The following is a 16,419-nucleotide window of genomic DNA, read 5'->3' as shown; positions in this document are numbered from 1 at the left end:
AACTGTTAGGTATAATTCTCGATTTCTTTTCTTAGTGTTTGTAGTGCCTTGGTCATTTCCGCTTCTACTGTCTTTATGGACAATGAGAGGCTGGAGGCTATCTCCGCGTATTTCATTCCTTCGAAACGGTGCATCCGAAAGATCCGGAGGCGGCGTTCGGGCAATTTACCTAATGCCCGGTTGACCAAGGATTGCAATTCTTTGTACTCAAGTTGATCTTGCGGGGTATACGATTCGGATTCCGGATTCTCTCCGGCTAAAACCGTATTCCGGTATCGGTATCGTACTTCCCGATGCTCCAGATATTGTAAGGACCGGTTCCGGGTAGCTCCATAAAGGTAGTTCTTGATGGAACGTAAGATTGGAAGAGATTCTCTTTCTTTCCAGAATACATAAAACAAGTCCTGAACGATCTCCTCCGCGACTTCCTGCTCTCCTGTTATACTGGTCGCGTACAGGCAAAGAGGGGTATAATAAAGCCTGAAAATACTTTCGAATGCTTTAATATCCCCTTCCTTGATCTTTTTGAGTACGAACAAATCCATAATAATTTGGTTTCAACAGATAATTGATAATGGACAAAGATAATGATTTGTCCATATCATTGTCGATAGTATATTTACACGGTCAATTTTTATGTTGCTTCTTTAATTTATATACCGCATTCTCCAAAGACTCGGTAGGCTCGATAATGTTGTAAGCTCCCCAGAAGTTCTCGTCGGCGAAGTCCGATACCTTGTCGGATAGAGACTGATCCGCTTTAAAAGACATCCGGTAGGGGATGGAGTTATTTTGTTCTTTACCATCGGTAACGACCATCTCGGATACGATCGTGTAGTTGGTAGAGAAGAGTTTTCGTTTCCAGTCGCATTTAAAGCGAACCTCATTGCGGATATAACTCAGATAGCTCATGCCGTCACGTTCTTTGTAAGTTACGAGGAAAGCTACCTCCACGGGTTTAAATCGCAAGCCAAAAGGCTTTTTGCGGAGGATGGCCTCGGTAGCCTTATTCCGGTCATCCATGCTGAGGGCGAATTCCGCACGGCTGAAGGAAAGCCGTTCCTTATCGATATATAATTTGCCGTAATATAAAGCGTAAGGCAAGATCGCTTGAGGTTGGAAACTGATTACGTAATGCGGTCGGTCGTTTAACATCACGCTTTCTTCCATACGGAAGGCGTAATAAGGTAAGATATTCGGGTCGAGCAATAAATCCGGATTCTTCACCACATCCACGTAAACGGATAGGTTAGGGCCTCCCAATAATTTCACGGCTAATGTGTCGCTAGCCTTCTCGCTCAATAATTTACGTCCTTTATAGATCTGTACCCGATCCCGTTCCACGTTCCTGTCCTTATAGGGAGTTTTGTAAACATCGATAACCGCTTCCGATATATTGATATAGCGACGGCCTTTTTGTGCGGTCTCCCGGTAGAACCCGGTAAGCATGCTACCCGTGGTAATGTAATTCTTATTTACTTTCTCAATCGCTTCCTCTACGATATATCGAGGATCTCCGGCCCGGATAATGACTTCGCTGAGCGTATTCATGTTCGGTTCGAGTAATACCGTACATTCTAATATGTCCTTATCGTTTACGGGGATCAAGCCATTCAAATATCCGATATGCGATACTTCTACTTGTCTGGCATGGAGGCCGTTTTTCACTTTGATAGAGAACTCACCGTCATTATTGGTGATCGTTCCCACGTTGGTTCCCGGAATAGAGATATTTACGTATTCCAGTTTTTTTCGTGTTTGCTTGTCTTTTACTACACCGCTGACAGTGATAAACTCATCGTCTGCGCTATCCTGTGCCTTTATAGAGGTTACACCGCAAGCCAACAGTATCATCAGGATAAATCCCATAGTTTGTTTACAGAGCGCTTTCATATTTGTATTGTTTTAATGGTAAATAATCACTTTGTACTTATATGATCGCCCAGGAAAGAAATACCCTATGGGATTTATCAAAAAAATCACACAACCTTTTGTCCGGGCTGCAAAGTCAACATTTCTTTAGGTACCGCTTTCTTGATGCTCTCTATTAAAATACCCGCTACGGTATGCCGGATAAAATCTTTACGGGTGACAAAGACGATCTCCCGTGTCGGCTTGGGAATGGCGAACGGACGTACCAATTCTTTCTGCTCTTTACTTAACTGCAGGGTAGCCAATTCCGGGATGAACGTAATACCGTTACCGCTTTCCACCATACGCATAAATGTCTCTAGGCTACCTAAACGGTAAGCGGCTTGGCGAACCTTTACCTTCTCCATCTGGCAGAAACGCATCAGCTGGTCACGGAAGCAATGTCCCTCGTCCAACAGCCACAACCGCTCGTCGTTGATATCGGCGGTACGGATCAAATCCTTTTTGAATATAGATTCGTTGTGAGCCACGTATCCGAAGAATTGCTCATAATATAATATATCTCCTTGTAAATTGGATTCAGTGGGTTGGTTCGCTATGATAGCGGCGTCGATTTCCCCGTTTTGCAGGGCGGCCATAGTGGGAGCGGTTTTCATTTCCAGCATACGGATGTCAAGATCCGTATGCTTTTCCGATAATTGCTGGAAAAAGCGAGGTAGTAAATAAGGGGCGATAGTCGGTAGCACCGCTAAGCGGAACGTACCTTTCAATGACTGTTCCTCCTCGTTCACGATATCTTTGATAAGAGAAGCCTGATAGAGGACATTTCTCGCTTGCTCAATAACCTTACGTCCGGCAGGTGTGGGGCGAACGGGTTGTAGGTTTCGATCGAACAATTTAATACCTAGTTCGTCTTCCAGCTTTTGGATCATCATACTCAATGTCGGTTGTGTCACCCTACAATGCTCTGCTGCCTTTGCGAAATGACGATAAGTATCCACCGCTAGGATATATTCGAGTTGCTGTATATTCATAGTACTTAATTTTACAAGCGTTAGAAATTAATGAAGACAAACTTACGGAAAAACGCTGGAATAATCGAATAAAAGTGGAAGAATAAATCAGCTTAATTTGAGTATTAGGCATTTAGGGGGAAATCGGAGAAGTTGGGTGAAAAGCCAAAATACATTTGCTTATCATGGAACAGACGAATGGGCTAACTGGATGATAGATTTACACAGAAAAAATATGTAACTTTGGAGAGTAATTTACAAATGGTTTACAGTCGTATATATAATGAGCTAAAAAATTAATTGATTAAAGTATATGTCAGACAGTATCGTCATTATTCCTACATACAACGAGAAGGAGAATATTGAGAATATCATTCGTGCCGTGTTCGGGCTGGAGAAAGTGTTTCATATCTTGGTGATCGATGATGGCTCTCCGGATGGGACGGCGGCTATCGTGAAGGGCTTGCAGAAGGAGTTCCCGGAGCGTCTTTTTATCGTGGAGCGTAAAGGGAAGCTGGGATTGGGTACCGCTTATATCCGGGGTTTTAAATGGGCTATCGAGCATAAATATGATTTTATTTTCGAGATGGACGCCGATTTCAGTCATAATCCCAATGACCTGCCGAAGCTATACGCCGCTTGTACCGCGCAGGGTGCCGACGTAGCCATCGGGTCGAGGTATTGCAACGGGGTGAATGTGGTGAACTGGCCGTTGGGCCGTGTGTTGATGTCTTATTTCGCCTCGGTGTATGTCCGTATCGTCACGGGTATGAAGATACAGGATACGACGGCGGGCTTTAAATGTTACCGCCGTGAGGTGCTGGAGACGATCGATCTGGACCGTGTCCATTTCAAGGGATACGCCTTTCAGGTGGAGATGAAGTTTACGGCTTATAAGTGCGGCTTCAAGCTCGTGGAGGTGCCGATCATCTTTATCAACCGTGCCTTGGGTGTCTCCAAGATGAACTCTTCGATATTCGGGGAGGCTTTATTCGGCGTCCTTCAATTGAAATGGTGGAGTTTCTTCAGGAAGTATCCGAGGAAACATGCGAGCCATGCCTAATGAAAACAGAGTTTGACAATTTATAATAGAATAAGAAAGATGAATAAAATAGTAATCCAAAATCCGAGAATCATCAACGAGGGCCGTTCTTTTATCGGCTCGGTGTTGGTGGAGGGGGATAAGATCGCGGCGGTGTTCGAGGGAGAGGTTCCCGGGAACGTGCGTGCCGAGGCGAACCAAGTGATCGACGCTACGGGGAAATGGTTGATACCGGGCGTCATCGATGATCAGGTGCATTTCCGGGACCCCGGGCTTACCCATAAGGGGGATATCGGGACCGAGAGCCGTGCGGCCGTGGCCGGTGGCGTGACGACCTTCATGGACATGCCGAACACGAAGCCACAGACCACGACGATCGCCGATCTGGAATGGAAATTCAACCGTGCCGCCGAGGTCTCCCGTGCGAATTACTCCTTCTTCTTCGGTGGGACAAACGATAATATGGACGAGATCCGCAGGCTGGATCGTAGCCGTGTGCCGGGACTGAAACTCTTCCTCGGCTCGTCTACGGGAAATATGCTGGTGGACAAGAAAGACTCGTTGGAGCGTATCTTCGGCGAGGCCGGTATGCTGATCGCCATCCATGCGGAGAAAGAGGAGGTGATCCGGCGTAATATCCAGTATTACACGAACCTGCATGGCGAGGATCTGGATATCTCTTTCCATAGCAAGATCCGTAGCGAGGAGGCCTGCTACCAATGCTCGGCCGAGGCGGTTGAACTGGCTACCCGCTTGGATTCCCGTTTGCATATCCTGCATCTCTCCACGGAGAAGGAATTATCGTTGCTCAGTAACCATCTTCCCTTGAGCGAGAAAAAGATAACCGGCGAGGTCTGCGTGCACCATCTGTGGTTTCATGACGGCGACTACGCCCAATTCGGTAATCGTATCAAGTGGAATCCTTCTATCAAGACGATCGAGGATCGCGCGGCGCTGCGTGAGGCGGTCAATAACAATACGATCGATATCGTGGCTACCGACCATGCCCCGCATCTACCGGAGGAGAAGCAAGGCTCTTGCTTGAAGGCGGCTTCCGGAGGACCGCTTATCCAGCACTCCTTGATCACGATGTTGGAGCTGGCGATGGAAGGCCGTTTCACGTACGAGAAGGTGGTCGAGAAGATGGCGCATATGCCGGCGGAGCTGTTCCGTATCGATAGGAGGGGATACATCCGTCCCGGATACTACGCCGATATCGTATTGATCGATCCGGAGAGGACTTGGACGGTATCGAAGGAGAATATCTTGTACAAATGCGGTTGGTCTCCTTTCGAGGGCTATACGTTCCACCATGGCGTATGGAAGACTTTCGTGAATGGCAAGTTGGCCTATGGCGATGGAGTGGTGAATGACGCCGTGAGAGGTAAAGAAGTCCGTTATCTATAGTAGTAGAGACGGGGGAGATACCCCGTCTCACCCTATCTATTGGATATCGATCAGTTTATGGGTTTGCAGGCTTAGCCTCCACCGGGGATGCCGGAGGATGTAATCCACTACCTCTTTCGTATTTTGGCAGGAGCAGGGTTGCAGGAAATGGTACCGTGCGGGGATTTCGGCGTATGCGGACAGGTCTTGCCCGGTATAAACCACCTTTATCTCGTCGATCCTTTCCAATACCACCGGGGCGTTCTCCTTGGGCGAGCAAGTCACCCAGTCGATGCCGTCGGGCAAGGGGCGTGTGCCGTTCGTCTCGATACAGATCTGTTTCCCCGCCTCACGTAAGCGGGATATAAGCGCCTTGTCGATCCACAGACTAGGTTCTCCTCCCGTCAGGATCACTATCCGTGCGGGAAAGGAAGATACCTTCTCCACGATCTCCTCGTCCGTCATCATTACGCCCTCCTCGTGGCGGGTGTCGCAGAAGCTACATCTCAGGTTGCAACCGGAGAAGCGGACGAATACGGCGGGAGTCCCCGTATGGAACCCCTCGCCTTGCAAGCTGTAGAATATTTCGTTAATCTTCCTCATAGATCGCCGTGTTACCCTCAGACTCTTTTACCTCTACCTTGAAACAAGATGGGATCTGCTCGTATACCCAAAAGGCTATGTTCTCCGCCGTCGGGTTGAAAGGCAAGATATCGTTTAAGTTCTGGTGGTCCAACAGGGATTTCACCGATCTCTTGATATGACTGAAATCGACCACCATGCCATCGGCGTTTAATTCCTTGGAGCGGCAATAAACCGTGATCATCCAATTGTGACCATGTAGATTCTCACATTTGCTGGGGTAGGACAATCTCAAGCTATGGGAAGCGGAGATCTCCATACGTTTAATTACGGTATACATACGATAATAATGTTTATACGATAAATAATAATGTACCTAATGTCACCTCGGCACACAAAAAAATCCCGGATATTAATCCGGGATGCAAATATACGAAATATTTAGTTTGTTTGTACGACACTTGTCTACGATCGGTAGAGACAGGCGGTACGTCGATCGGCTATGCCTCTTGGTTCAGCGCCTTCATCGAGAACAGGAAGGTCGTTCCTTTGCCCTCGCCCTCGGACTCGAACCAAAGCTTTCCTCCATGAAGCTCCACGAAGTCCTTGCAAAGCATCAATCCCAGACCGGAGCCTTTCTCGTTCTTCGTCCCGTAGGTCGTGAAATGCGAGTCTTGTTTCAAGAGCTTGTCTTGATCCTCTTTCTTGATGCCCTTGCCGGTATCTTTCACGCTAACGGTTACGAAATCCCCCTCGGAGCGTGAGGATAAGGTGATCGTGCCTCCCTCGAAACTAAACTTCATGGCGTTAGAGATCAAGTTACGGATAATCGTCTTGAGCATATCGATATCAACCAAGCCTACCAGCTCTTTATCCAGATTTTCTAGGATAATCTTCACGCCTTTTTGCGCCGCCATCGGGACATACATCTCGGCGGTACTATCGATGATGCTGTTTATGTCGGTCTGTTGCTTATATACGTGCTGCTTGTTCAAGCGGTTCTTGGCCCATTTCAGCAGGTTGTCCAGCAAGAGGAAGATCTCCTCGGAGGTCTTGTTCATCATCTGGATCATCTCGTACACCTCGTCGCCTACCCGCTCCTTGTCCACCATCATCAAGATGGCGTTATTCATCATTTTCAACGAGCCTAGCGGGGAACGCAGGTCATGGGCGATAACGGAGTATAGCGTATCCCTAGACTCGATCGTGTTCTCCAGCTCGGCCTTGATGCGTTTGATGCTGTAAAGCTCGTAGCGGTGGGCCACCCTCTTCACCAGCTCCTCACGTTGGAAAGGCTTTGTGACGTATTCGGTGGCGCCCAATTGGTAACCTTTCACGATACTTTGCATATCGCTTAGGGCGGACATGATAATCACGGGTATATCCGTAGTCTCGGGATTGCTTTTCAGATGCTGGAGGACCTCATATCCGTCCATCTCAGGCATCATGATATCGAGTAATATCAGATTTGGGTGTTTCTCGTTAGCTATGCGTAGTGCTTTTGTCCCGCTGTCGCAAGTCAAAAGCGTATATCCCTCTTTCTTCAGTATGGCTTGTACTAGCATGACGTTTGTAGGGACATCATCTACGATAAGAACTTTATACTCTGAGGCCAATTTATCCATTGTATCTAAATTGTGTTCTAGTTTTCTTGATATTCAAATAGTATCAATAGCGCAAAAGTATTAATTAAAGTCGACATATAACTACTATTTATCCATCTATTTTTTTATTTTTTTATCCTGCGCCTCGTTTGGCTTTTTCCCAAGCGCCTGTGCCTTTATGCTTAGCGAGATAGCTATACCCTCGTATGACATTGATATTCATGAATAAAAAGTAATAAGGGATGAATAATAGCTTGTTCCGGATGTTCCGTTTTTCCATTTTATACCCCAAGTATCCCAGCAGGTAAAACGCTAGTTGCAGGGCAAGGATGACCGTGTAAAGGGTATGCCCGGTACAGGCTAGGAGCAGGTTGAGGGGCAGGAGGGCGAAGAGGATGATCGGCGTCAGCGTCCAGCGCAGTACCCGGTGGCTGATGTATTGGAAGCTCAGTATCCCGTACCGGAAGATATTCAATAATCCCCGTAGCCGCCATACCGATTGCAATCCTCCGGCCGATATGCGTACTTTACGTTTCTCCTCCTCCCGCATGTTCAGGGAGGCGCTCTCGAGGGCGTACGCCTCTTTGCTGTAGGCGATCTTGTAGCCTCTCATCGCTATGCGCAGGGAGAGGATGAAATCGTCCAGCAGGGTATCCGGGGGCATCTGCTCGAAGAGGGAGGTACGGATGGCGAAGAGCTCGCCTGCCGCTCCGACGGCGGAGTATAGGCGGTAGTCCAGTCGCTTGAGGGCGGACTCGTATTTCCAGTATATGCCTTCTCCGGCGGTGGCTCCTTGCTCGGCTTGTATCTCTACCCGTTTCTCTCCGGCCACGCAGCCTACCCGTGGGTCGCTGAACTGGCGTATGATCTCCTTGATGGCGCCCTTGTTCAGCATCGTGTTGGCGTCGGTGAAGATGACGTAGGGAGTATTGACGTAGGGGAGGGCCCGGTTCAAGGCGGCGGTCTTTCCTTGTCGCCGCGGTTGGTACAGTACGGTGACCTCCGGGTACTCTTTCAGTCTTTCATTCGTGTTGTCATTGCTTCCATCGGTGATCCAGACCAGTCTCAGCTTATCCGCCGGATAATCCAGTTGTCTGCAATTCACCATCTTGCTCGCCACGATCGCCTCCTCGTTGTAGGCGGCTATCAGCAACGTGGCCTCCGGTAGTGTCTCGGGAAGGCGGGGGAGCCGGGGTTTAACGAACAGCTCCTTGATCTTTACCATAAGGTATAATACGATCCCATACCCCAGATAGGTATAGAAAACGATCCCGATCCCGATCCAGAAGAGGATCTCAATGACTTGACAGCTCTTTTCCATAATTCATATCCTTGTTGATTGCGATTAATCCGTTTATTAATCCCTTGCCTAGCGCCCCGATCAGCCGGAATTTCCCTTTTACGAGATAGATCGAGAGGCGTTTCGGGAAAGCCACTAGGGTTTGGTAGATGTATGAGTAAATCCTTTCATCCCTTTTATCGATCGATCGTTTGGCAAATAAAAGGCGGTTGCGGGTATGATAATAGACCTGAAGCGGACTTTGTTTCCCTACGCTCATGCTCTCCTTATGATAGACGGTGGAGGTAGCCTCGTACCAGATTTTCAGCCCGGCCCGCCTTATTTGCACGCACCAGTCCAGCTCCTCGTAATAGAGAAAATAAAATTCAGGCATCATCCCGAACTTCTTGATATCCGTGGTCCGGATCATCATGGCCGCACCGTGGGCGAATGCCGTATAGCGGGATTTATTGAATTGTCTCGTGTCGGTTTGACCGAATCCGATATTCTCGTTGCGGAGGGTAACCGGGCTCATCGGGGTGGAGCCTGCGTACTGTAGCTGCTTCTTCTCAGGCCAGCACGCTATCTTGGGGGAGACACATCCTATTTGCGGATTGTTGTCGAGAGCCCTTGCTAGGTTCTCCAGTATCGGTTGGTTGATGATCGTGTCGTTGTTGAGAAACAGGATATAATCACCGTCGGCGTATGAAATCCCTAGGTTGTTCCCGCCGGCGAACCCGAGGTTCTTGTCGCTGCGAATCACTATCGGCTTGGGGCTATATTTACTGAGTACGCGGTGTTCGCCGTGATTTTTCGAGCCATTATCGATGATGATAATCTCATAAGGATAGGTCTCGTACCGACCGAACGACTCGATTAGGTCTACGGTATCATCCTTCCCATTGTAATTGATGGTGATGATGGATACTTTTTTAGCCATTATTTTCTTTATTTTTTATCGTTATGTCATGAGGAGTACTCTGGAAGCTGGTGTCCTTCTCCTTCACCCGGCGCAAGGAGGCTATATATCCTTTTATCAAGACGCAAAAGAGAAAAGGGAGCCTCGACAGGTTCCTGTAGAGCTTCCGGGTATGCATCTTCCGGGGGATAGCCAGCGTATACGTCAAGATGCTGACCAGTATTAGCCCATACCATTTCAGGGCAAGCGGGAAAACCGTGAGGCTCCATGCCAAGGCGAGGAGGGACGGGATGATCAGTTTTAATATTCTCGGGAGCGGGAACCATTGGACCGCCTTGTCCATATAATTCCAGTTGAGGGTACGGAGGTCGAGATGCCGTATGATCAAAGAGAATGCCAGCAGTTGGGCGTGGAACCAGCGGGATCTTTGCCGTGCCATGACCTCTTGGCGTGAGGTCTTCTCGTCGTACACGAGGATGTCCTCGGCGTAATCGACAAAGATATTTTCCGTGGCGAGATAGATCTCCAGCTCCTTGTCCTCGGCGAAAGTGCCGCATTGGGGCATGTGGGATTTCAGCCATCCGAAGTCGAATACCATGCCGGAGCCTATCAAGGAGGAGGAGATCCCGACATTGACCCGCCCCTTGCGGAAGATGGTGTTGTTGATCTCCTCGGAGATACCGTCCCATACCGCTATCGGCGTATTGTCGTTCTTGAGGGTACGGTGCGCTTGCAGGGCGATGTTGTCTTGCGTGATATCGTTGACCCGGGTCAGGAAATCCGTATCCGTGAGGTTGTCGGCATCGAGGATGACGACTTTATCGATTCCCTCTTTCAGGTATTCCAAGGCGTAGGTGATGGACTTATGTTTCATGCTATGCTTGAAATCCGGCGTGAGGAGCTCGATCGGGAGCTTGGCGAGCGCTTGGTTCGTTTCCTCCCGCATATGGTCCGATACCACGATCACCCGGTATTTGTCCGCCGGATAGTCTTGCAGGAGGATGCGCTCCACGGATTCCTGTATGACTTGGTCTTCCTTATAGGCGGCGAAGATGACGGCGAACTTCTGGAGCCGTATGCTCCGGTGCTTCCGGTGCCTCCTCCGAAAAAAGGACGCCAACGTAAAAAATAGGTCATAGCCTATGAAAAAGGCGATGAAAATGAATAGGGCGATATCTATGTAGATCAACAAGTGCATTCGCTTTTTTTTACAAAAGTACTTATAATTTTCAATAAGAGTTTGATTCTGCCGTTTTTTTCTCACCTAAGGGGGCCATATCTTTCCCAGCGAGCTCAGCGCCGCCGAGAGTATCAGCCCCCAGCCCAGCAGGTTCAAGGGGCCGGGCGAGGGGTGGACGAGAGCGAGAGTATCGCCCCGATAGCCGCCAACGCCGCCTCCCGCATGTCTAGCAGGAGGGAGAGTGCCGCCAGCAGGAAGAGGCTGGCCAAGGCGAGCAGGCGGAAGTGGGGGAAAGGGGGGCGTGGGCTCCGTGGGAGTGTCGGTCGTGTCATGGGGCGGTTGTTTTTGGGGCGTGTGAGATCCTAGGTTTAGCAAGAAATCCAGCAGGCTACGGACGAAGGCTAGTATTTGTCGTATCTTATTCATATCAATTGTTGTTTTTTAGGGATGAGTAAATCGGTTCGATCTCGTGGCAGAGCTGTACCAGCGTCTCCCGGTAGCGCTCCCGGTTGTCGCCGTTCAGCTCGCTGATGTAGGGGCTGTAGGCGATGGCCTTGGCGTAGTCGGCGGGGAAACGGCTCATGGCGGCGGCCTGCGGGTAGGAGCAGACGAGGAGGCGGGCGAAGTCGAGGTAGGAGTTGCGTGCCGAGTCGTAGCGGCGGAACAGCAACTCGCCCCGCTTGTATCGGGCGGTGACGCGGCCCCCGTGCCAGAAGGCGTTGCTCGCCCCGTAGCCGGTGATGCCGAAATGGTTGTTGGCCTCCCGGGCTAGGCGGGAGGTGCCCCAGCCGCTTTCTAGGGCGGCTTGGGCAAGGAGGATGACGGGGTTTAGGTGGAAGCGGTCGCCGGCGGACTGGGCGTCGGCAAGGTGGGTGGAGATATAGGCTTGTTTCATGATATATACTATGAATTATGGTTTGATTTTTCTTGGAAAATTAATCTTAAATTACTATCTTTGAATAAGTTAATAAATAAACAGCATCAGTATGGAAAAGCGGGAGACCGGTGTCGGCGCCTATTATTTTTGTGATATAGCGATGAGTTATTTTCCCTTATTGTCGAAGAAGAAAGCCTCGGATAAGCTGTCCCGGTGGATACGTGTCAGCGGAAAGTTGATGGAGCGGCTGGAGGAGTGCGGATGGCATCCCCGCCAACGGATCTTATCGCCCCGTCAGCGGGAGTGCATCGTTTCTCATCTAGGGGAGCCCTGAGTCAGATCTCGTCGGGGGATTCGCTGTCGCCTCCTCCCGGGGCGGGTGCGTCGGGCACGATCTTCTCGAACTTGGCGAGGCCGGTGACGCTCTTTAGCGTCACGCTCGGACGGAAGACGATCCGGGGACGTTTGATAAGGGAGGCGTTGAAGTCGGCCTCCAGCTTGGTGCCCTTGCTGCCGATCACGGCTTGGAAGTGGCCGAGATCGCCCAGCTGGACGGTTTCCCCTTTCTGGAGGCGTTGCTTGAGGATGTAGAGAAGGCCGTCTACCACGACGTGCACGTCGCCCCGGGAGGCGGTGCTGCGGTCGGCGATCTGGTCGCACAGCTCCTCGAAATCGCAGGTGCCGGTGGACTTGTTCACGGCGTAATACAACTTGGAGCCGGCGGCGGCTCCCTTGGTCATGTCTTTTCGTAAGACTAATCGGTACTTGATCGGCATAATGTCTGGTGTTTTTTTGATTACGTTGTAAAGGTACGACATGCCGCCGGTGGGATTCCGGTCAACGGGGACGAAGGGGGGCGAGGTCGGGTGAATGGGGGTAAAGAGGTGGATTTTGAGTGAATAACGCTTGGTTTTCTAACGAAATAAGCGTATGTTTGCCCAATCAAAATTCGATTGACATGAAAAATTTACGGCATGAAAGAGAAAGACAAGCGGCGAGACGTGAGAGGTGAGTCCCGTGAACGGGCGAAGTGCCAGCGTGAGACGTTGGGCAAATATTTTTACGATTTGTCAAAACTGACGTTCACGGCATTGGTGCTGGGTGGAATAGCTATGTTATTCCAATCGGAAAAGATAGAGATAAGTATGATTGGAATGTTCATGGTAGGGATCTTGTTCTCTGTCGGGTTAGCTTTCTGTGGTAATAAAATCTTGAAATAATAAAGAGCTATGAATCCATTGACATTTCTTTTCGGGGTAATGCTATTGATACTTGTGGTGTTTATCGTTTGGATGTACACGCCATCCGGCAAGCGTTGGTTGGATAGCATGAAATAAAAGGACTATCGTGTTTCCGGTCCGAACACTACTGTGTTTGGCTTCGGATACTACTGTGTTGGCTTCCCAACGCAATAGTGTTCGGTGCCAAGCACAGTAGTTTTTTTTTGTGGGCGGCTGATGGTTGGCGGGTCAGCCCTCCACCCGCCTCACGCTCTGGCTTCCCAGCGCCCTCCCGATCCGGTCGCTCAAGGCGAAACAATCCCTCAGTTCCTTCAGGCATGTCGCCCGCTCATCGGTCGAGGTAGCGGAGCGGAGGCGTGCGGCCGTGCGTTGTAGCCGGTCGTGTATGAAAGGCTCGGCGTAGAGGAAGAGCTGGCGTTCGGCCTCGTCGGGCAAAAGTTCGTCGGGGAGCCTTTCCGGCGGTCCCTCCTCCGGGTAGGAGGAACGGAGGGAGAGGATGAGGGCGGAGAGAGACTCGTCCGTGATCCCGTCCGGATGGCCGCCTCCCGAGAGGAGAGCCAGCAGGTCGAGATGGGCGGGTTCCGTCAGGGGCATCCCGCCGGCGGACAACTCGGAGGCGACCCATGCCGGAAGGGAGATACCGCTACCATCCCCGGCATAGAACATCCGGTCGTGGTTGGCGAGGCAGAAACGCAGCAAGGCCCTTTCACGGAGGCGTGCGGGAGGGAGGCCCGTCGCCACTTCCGCCGGCCCTGTCCGGACAGGCTCGCCGGGAGAGGCGGACAACTCCTCACGCAATACGTCGAGGGGGATACCCGTAGCCTTGGAGAGCTCCTCCATCCGCCGGTACACGGCCAGCGGAGAGCCTACGAGACGGATCTCCCCGAGCACGTCCCGTATCCCCCCGGCGTCGGGCCCGCCTTTCCGCCCCGCCGCCTCCCGGATGCGGTGGCTCAGGTAATCCACCGCCTCTGTCCGCACGAGCCTGCGCAGCGCCTCGGCCCCTTGCCGGCGGAACACCTCGTCCGGGTCCATGCCACCGGGCAGGGGAAGGAGGCCCACCTCGCATCCCCGTGCCAGCAAGAGACGGGCGGAGCGGAGGGTGGCGGCCTGTCCCGCCGGGTCCGGGTCGAGGGCGAGCGTGACGTGCCCCGTCAGCCTCCGTATCATCCGCACGTGATCCTCGGTGAGCGCCGTGCCGCAAAGCCCGGCGGCGTGACGGATACCGGCGGCGTGGAAGGCGATCACGTCCTTGTAACCCTCGCATAGCAGCACGTCGCCCTCGGCGCGGACGGCCCTCACCGCCTCGTACAGCCCGTAGAGGATACGTCCCTTGTGGTACGCCTCGCTGTCATCGGAGTTGACGTATTTGGCCGTTCCCGCCCCCTCCGTTCCCCGGTACCGCCCGGCGAAGCCCGCTATCTGCCCCCCGGTGATCCTTACCGGGAAGACAAGCCGCCTCCGGAAGCGCCTGAAGCCCTCGGGGGCGTCGGGCGGGCAGATACCTACCCCGAAGTGGGAAAAGGTCTCACGGAGCGCCCTGAGGTCTTCCTCGCCGTTCTCGTCCTCGCCCGTTATCCCCTCGGCGGGATCGTAGGGAAGGAGGGAGCGGGCGAAGGCCTCGTTGCCGCGTAAGATCGCCTGTCGTGCCTCGTGCCGTCCGGCCTCTTCCGTGCCCCGTTCCTCCTCCACCTCGATGCCATACTTGCGGGCCAGCAGCCGTACGGCCTCCTCGAAGCCACATCCCTCCATGTGGCGCACGAGGCGTATGGGGTCCGCCGCCTCGCCGCAACTGAAGCATTTCCCGATATTGAGCGCCGGGCTGATCCGGAACGAGGGGTGACGCTCGTCGTGGAAAGGGCAGAGCGCCACGAGGTCCTTGCCGGAGCGCCGTAGCGTGAGGTACCCGGCCGCTACCTCGTCAATGCGGGCGGTTTCCCGTACCCGCAGTAAAGTGTCATGCGTGATCATCCGAACAGGTCTTTATCCAGCTCCGCTTTCGCCGGTCTGCGGTCGTTCGGCACCGGCGTGCGGTCGTCGGTGAACCGGGTAACCCCCTTGTTGTGGCAGAAACGCACCTCCCCGGACTCCCCGTGCCGGTTCTTGGCGATCGAGAGGGTACCCCGGCCCTCGGTGGAGAGACGGGTCTCCGGGTCCTCGTCGATGTTCATCACGGAGAGGCGGCGGAGGAAGAATACCGTATCGGCGTCTTGCTCGATGGAGCCGGAGTCACGCAGGTCGGACAGCATGTTCTTCAGCGTGGGTCTCGCCTCGCAATTCCGGTTCAGCTGGCTCAGCAGCACGACGGGGATGTCGTTCTCCTTGGCGATCAGCTTCAGTTGCCGTGTGATGGCCGATATCTGGTCGTTCGTGCTCTTGCGGTCCTCGGAAGGCGAGAGCATCAGTTGGAGGTAGTCCACGATCACCATCTCGCATCGCCCCTGCTTCCGCCGGAGCGAGATCTGGTAACGCAGGTCGGCCACGCTCAGGTCCGTGCGCTCGTCGATCCATATCGGCAGTCGCTCCAGCTCGTCGGAGGCCCTTTGTATCCTCTTCATCTCGGGGGCGGAGAGGGTACCTTTCAGGATCTTGGAGGGCTCTATGTCCGCTATGCATCCCAGCAGCCTGAACACCAGCTGCTCCTTCGACATCTCTAGGCTGTAGAGGCAGACCGGGTGCCCGTTCCTCGCCGCGTTCAGCGCCATGAAGAGGGCGAAGGCCGTCTTGCCTACCCGGGGGCGTGCGGCGATCACGTTGAGCGTGCCCGGCATCATGCCGCCCGTCATCCGGTCCAATCCCTCCAGGCCGGTATGTATGCCCGGCGTGCGTCCTTCCGTCACCCTGCGTTGTATCTCCAGCATGCGCTCCTTGGCCAGCAGGGTGGCTTCCTTCATGCCTACGCTGTTCGTGGCGTGCGAGAGCCGTTCCATCAGCCGGCCCACGTGCGAGTCCATCTCCTTCAGCAAGGCCTCCGTGTCACGATCCGGCCGTGAGGCTTTCAAGGCCGAGTCGTAGCAGCTCAGTATGAACTGCCTCGCCACGTAGGCCTCCCGCAGGTGGCGTGCGTGGGTAAGCATGTACTCGTCGCCGGTTTCCAGATACCGTCCGCCCAGCGCCAGCTGGTACAGGTCGGTGGCCAGCGTCTCCTTATCGGGCGCTATCCTCCGCAGCTCCTTCTCCACGGAGAGGGCGTCGGCGCTCTCCCCCCGGTTGTAGATGTTCAGGTACGCCTCGAAGGCCAGCGCCACTTGCGGTAGCGTGAACATCTCCGGCAGCAGTTGCGCCGCCAGCGTGGGCATATGCCGGTGGGAGGCCATAAGCCCCGATAAGATCGCTTTCTCGATCTCCTGCTCCTGCGGGAGGGCGAGGCCGTCGGGCAGTGTCGCCGGGCGGTCGCTCTTGTTTTTGCTCGTGTTTGCCATGC

At 52.7% G+C, this 16,419-nt stretch carries 17 protein-coding genes; 4 read left to right on the top strand and 13 right to left on the bottom strand.

Going from position 1 to position 16,419, the window contains the following annotated elements:
• Nucleotides 1–5: 5 nt before the first annotated feature.
• The 3 genes from HMPREF0999_RS12150 to HMPREF0999_RS12140 form a co-directional block, all read right to left on the bottom strand.
• The gene (locus HMPREF0999_RS12150) at nt 6–545 is read right to left on the bottom strand and encodes an RNA polymerase sigma-70 factor (protein ID WP_005856513.1); all 540 of its coding nucleotides are present in this window, start codon (nt 543–545) and stop codon (nt 6–8) included.
• An 82-nt stretch (nt 546–627) separates the two neighbouring features.
• On the bottom strand, nt 628–1,893 hold the full coding sequence (locus tag HMPREF0999_RS12145; RefSeq protein ID WP_005856515.1) for a carboxypeptidase-like regulatory domain-containing protein: 1,266 nt from the start codon (nt 1,891–1,893) through the stop codon (nt 628–630).
• An 86-nt stretch (nt 1,894–1,979) separates the two neighbouring features.
• Complete coding sequence (locus HMPREF0999_RS12140; protein WP_005856517.1) at nt 1,980–2,906, bottom strand: hydrogen peroxide-inducible genes activator; 927 nt, start codon at nt 2,904–2,906, stop codon at nt 1,980–1,982.
• A 292-nt stretch (nt 2,907–3,198) separates the two neighbouring features.
• On the opposite strand from HMPREF0999_RS12140, the gene HMPREF0999_RS12135 reads away from it, so the two are divergent.
• On the top strand, nt 3,199–3,948 hold the full coding sequence (locus tag HMPREF0999_RS12135) for a polyprenol monophosphomannose synthase (protein WP_008780511.1): 750 nt from the start codon (nt 3,199–3,201) through the stop codon (nt 3,946–3,948).
• 39 nt (nt 3,949–3,987) lie between these two features.
• Nucleotides 3,988–5,334: a dihydroorotase gene (locus tag HMPREF0999_RS12130; RefSeq protein WP_009276020.1), complete on the top strand. Its 1,347-nt coding sequence runs from the start codon at nt 3,988–3,990 to the stop codon at nt 5,332–5,334.
• Between the two features lie 36 nt (nt 5,335–5,370).
• Here the strand turns inward: HMPREF0999_RS12130 and HMPREF0999_RS12125 are convergent, their stop codons facing one another.
• From HMPREF0999_RS12125 to HMPREF0999_RS12090, 7 genes are all read right to left on the bottom strand, one after another.
• Nucleotides 5,371–5,916 (bottom strand): 7-carboxy-7-deazaguanine synthase QueE, encoded by a 546-nt coding sequence (locus tag HMPREF0999_RS12125; RefSeq protein ID WP_005856523.1) that lies wholly within the window; start codon nt 5,914–5,916, stop codon nt 5,371–5,373.
• Complete coding sequence (locus tag HMPREF0999_RS12120; RefSeq protein ID WP_005856525.1) at nt 5,903–6,235, bottom strand: 6-pyruvoyl trahydropterin synthase family protein; 333 nt, start codon at nt 6,233–6,235, stop codon at nt 5,903–5,905. The genes HMPREF0999_RS12125 and HMPREF0999_RS12120 overlap by 14 nt, the downstream gene beginning before the upstream one ends.
• Nucleotides 6,236–6,395: 160 nt before the next feature.
• Entirely contained in the window at nt 6,396–7,520 is a 1,125-nt protein-coding gene (locus HMPREF0999_RS12115) for a hybrid sensor histidine kinase/response regulator (RefSeq protein ID WP_005856527.1), read from the bottom strand.
• 112 nt (nt 7,521–7,632) lie between these two features.
• A complete protein-coding gene (locus HMPREF0999_RS12110) occupies nt 7,633–8,820 on the bottom strand; it encodes a glycosyltransferase family 2 protein (RefSeq protein ID WP_009276019.1) in 1,188 nt (395 codons plus the stop codon).
• Nucleotides 8,795–9,718: a glycosyltransferase family 2 protein gene (locus HMPREF0999_RS12105; RefSeq protein WP_009276018.1), complete on the bottom strand. Its 924-nt coding sequence runs from the start codon at nt 9,716–9,718 to the stop codon at nt 8,795–8,797. Before HMPREF0999_RS12105 ends, HMPREF0999_RS12110 begins: the two co-directional genes overlap by 26 nt.
• Nucleotides 9,711–10,895, bottom strand: coding sequence for a glycosyltransferase (locus HMPREF0999_RS12100; protein WP_009276017.1), 1,185 nt, complete (start codon nt 10,893–10,895; stop codon nt 9,711–9,713). Before HMPREF0999_RS12100 ends, HMPREF0999_RS12105 begins: the two co-directional genes overlap by 8 nt.
• Nucleotides 10,896–11,304: 409 nt before the next feature.
• A complete protein-coding gene (locus tag HMPREF0999_RS12090) occupies nt 11,305–11,772 on the bottom strand; it encodes a glucosaminidase domain-containing protein (RefSeq protein WP_009276016.1) in 468 nt (155 codons plus the stop codon).
• 91 nt (nt 11,773–11,863) lie between these two features.
• Here HMPREF0999_RS12090 and HMPREF0999_RS12085 point away from each other — a divergent pair, with 91 nt between their 5' ends.
• On the top strand, nt 11,864–12,088 hold the full coding sequence (locus tag HMPREF0999_RS12085; protein WP_005856539.1) for a DUF4248 domain-containing protein: 225 nt from the start codon (nt 11,864–11,866) through the stop codon (nt 12,086–12,088).
• A gap of 1 nt (nt 12,089) precedes the next feature.
• Here the strand turns inward: HMPREF0999_RS12085 and HMPREF0999_RS12080 are convergent, their stop codons facing one another.
• Nucleotides 12,090–12,530, bottom strand: coding sequence for an HU family DNA-binding protein (locus tag HMPREF0999_RS12080; RefSeq protein WP_009276015.1), 441 nt, complete (start codon nt 12,528–12,530; stop codon nt 12,090–12,092).
• A gap of 198 nt (nt 12,531–12,728) precedes the next feature.
• Between HMPREF0999_RS12080 and HMPREF0999_RS12075 the strand changes: the two genes are divergently transcribed.
• A complete protein-coding gene (locus HMPREF0999_RS12075) occupies nt 12,729–12,974 on the top strand; it encodes a DUF6722 family protein (protein WP_005868368.1) in 246 nt (81 codons plus the stop codon).
• A gap of 249 nt (nt 12,975–13,223) precedes the next feature.
• Here HMPREF0999_RS12075 and HMPREF0999_RS12070 read toward each other — a convergent pair whose 3' ends face one another.
• Nucleotides 13,224–14,966, bottom strand: coding sequence for a DNA primase (locus HMPREF0999_RS12070; RefSeq protein WP_009276014.1), 1,743 nt, complete (start codon nt 14,964–14,966; stop codon nt 13,224–13,226).
• Nucleotides 14,963–16,417 (bottom strand): replicative DNA helicase, encoded by a 1,455-nt coding sequence (locus tag HMPREF0999_RS12065; RefSeq protein WP_009276013.1) that lies wholly within the window; start codon nt 16,415–16,417, stop codon nt 14,963–14,965. The genes HMPREF0999_RS12070 and HMPREF0999_RS12065 overlap by 4 nt, the downstream gene beginning before the upstream one ends.
• Between the last annotated feature and the right edge of the window lie 2 nt (nt 16,418–16,419).

This window comes from Parabacteroides sp. D25 (assembly GCF_000307475.1).
Classification (GTDB): Bacteria; Bacteroidota; Bacteroidia; order Bacteroidales; family Tannerellaceae; genus Parabacteroides; species Parabacteroides distasonis.
This window is presented reverse-complemented; position numbering and strand designations above follow the sequence as displayed.

Bases quoted from the DNA above. Each gene is read 5' to 3' on its own strand.
- HMPREF0999_RS12070 (WP_009276014.1), bottom strand. From the start codon at position 14,966: ATGATCACGCATGACACTTTACTGCGGGTACGGGAAACCGCCCGCATT.
- HMPREF0999_RS12065 (WP_009276013.1), bottom strand. From the start codon at position 16,417: ATGGCAAACACGAGCAAAAACAAGAGCGACCGCCCGGCGACACTGCCC.
- HMPREF0999_RS12090 (WP_009276016.1), bottom strand. From the start codon at position 11,772: ATGAAACAAGCCTATATCTCCACCCACCTTGCCGACGCCCAGTCCGCC.
- HMPREF0999_RS12120 (WP_005856525.1), bottom strand. From the start codon at position 6,235: ATGTATACCGTAATTAAACGTATGGAGATCTCCGCTTCCCATAGCTTG.
- HMPREF0999_RS12125 (WP_005856523.1), bottom strand. From the start codon at position 5,916: ATGAGGAAGATTAACGAAATATTCTACAGCTTGCAAGGCGAGGGGTTC.
- HMPREF0999_RS12135 (WP_008780511.1), top strand. From the start codon at position 3,199: ATGTCAGACAGTATCGTCATTATTCCTACATACAACGAGAAGGAGAAT.
- HMPREF0999_RS12080 (WP_009276015.1), bottom strand. From the start codon at position 12,530: ATGCCGATCAAGTACCGATTAGTCTTACGAAAAGACATGACCAAGGGA.
- HMPREF0999_RS12115 (WP_005856527.1), bottom strand. From the start codon at position 7,520: ATGGATAAATTGGCCTCAGAGTATAAAGTTCTTATCGTAGATGATGTC.
- HMPREF0999_RS12100 (WP_009276017.1), bottom strand. From the start codon at position 10,895: ATGCACTTGTTGATCTACATAGATATCGCCCTATTCATTTTCATCGCC.
- HMPREF0999_RS12140 (WP_005856517.1), bottom strand. From the start codon at position 2,906: ATGAATATACAGCAACTCGAATATATCCTAGCGGTGGATACTTATCGT.
- HMPREF0999_RS12130 (WP_009276020.1), top strand. From the start codon at position 3,988: ATGAATAAAATAGTAATCCAAAATCCGAGAATCATCAACGAGGGCCGT.
- HMPREF0999_RS12110 (WP_009276019.1), bottom strand. From the start codon at position 8,820: ATGGAAAAGAGCTGTCAAGTCATTGAGATCCTCTTCTGGATCGGGATC.
- HMPREF0999_RS12085 (WP_005856539.1), top strand. From the start codon at position 11,864: ATGGAAAAGCGGGAGACCGGTGTCGGCGCCTATTATTTTTGTGATATA.
- HMPREF0999_RS12150 (WP_005856513.1), bottom strand. From the start codon at position 545: ATGGATTTGTTCGTACTCAAAAAGATCAAGGAAGGGGATATTAAAGCA.
- HMPREF0999_RS12075 (WP_005868368.1), top strand. From the start codon at position 12,729: ATGAAAGAGAAAGACAAGCGGCGAGACGTGAGAGGTGAGTCCCGTGAA.
- HMPREF0999_RS12145 (WP_005856515.1), bottom strand. From the start codon at position 1,893: ATGAAAGCGCTCTGTAAACAAACTATGGGATTTATCCTGATGATACTG.
- HMPREF0999_RS12105 (WP_009276018.1), bottom strand. From the start codon at position 9,718: ATGGCTAAAAAAGTATCCATCATCACCATCAATTACAATGGGAAGGAT.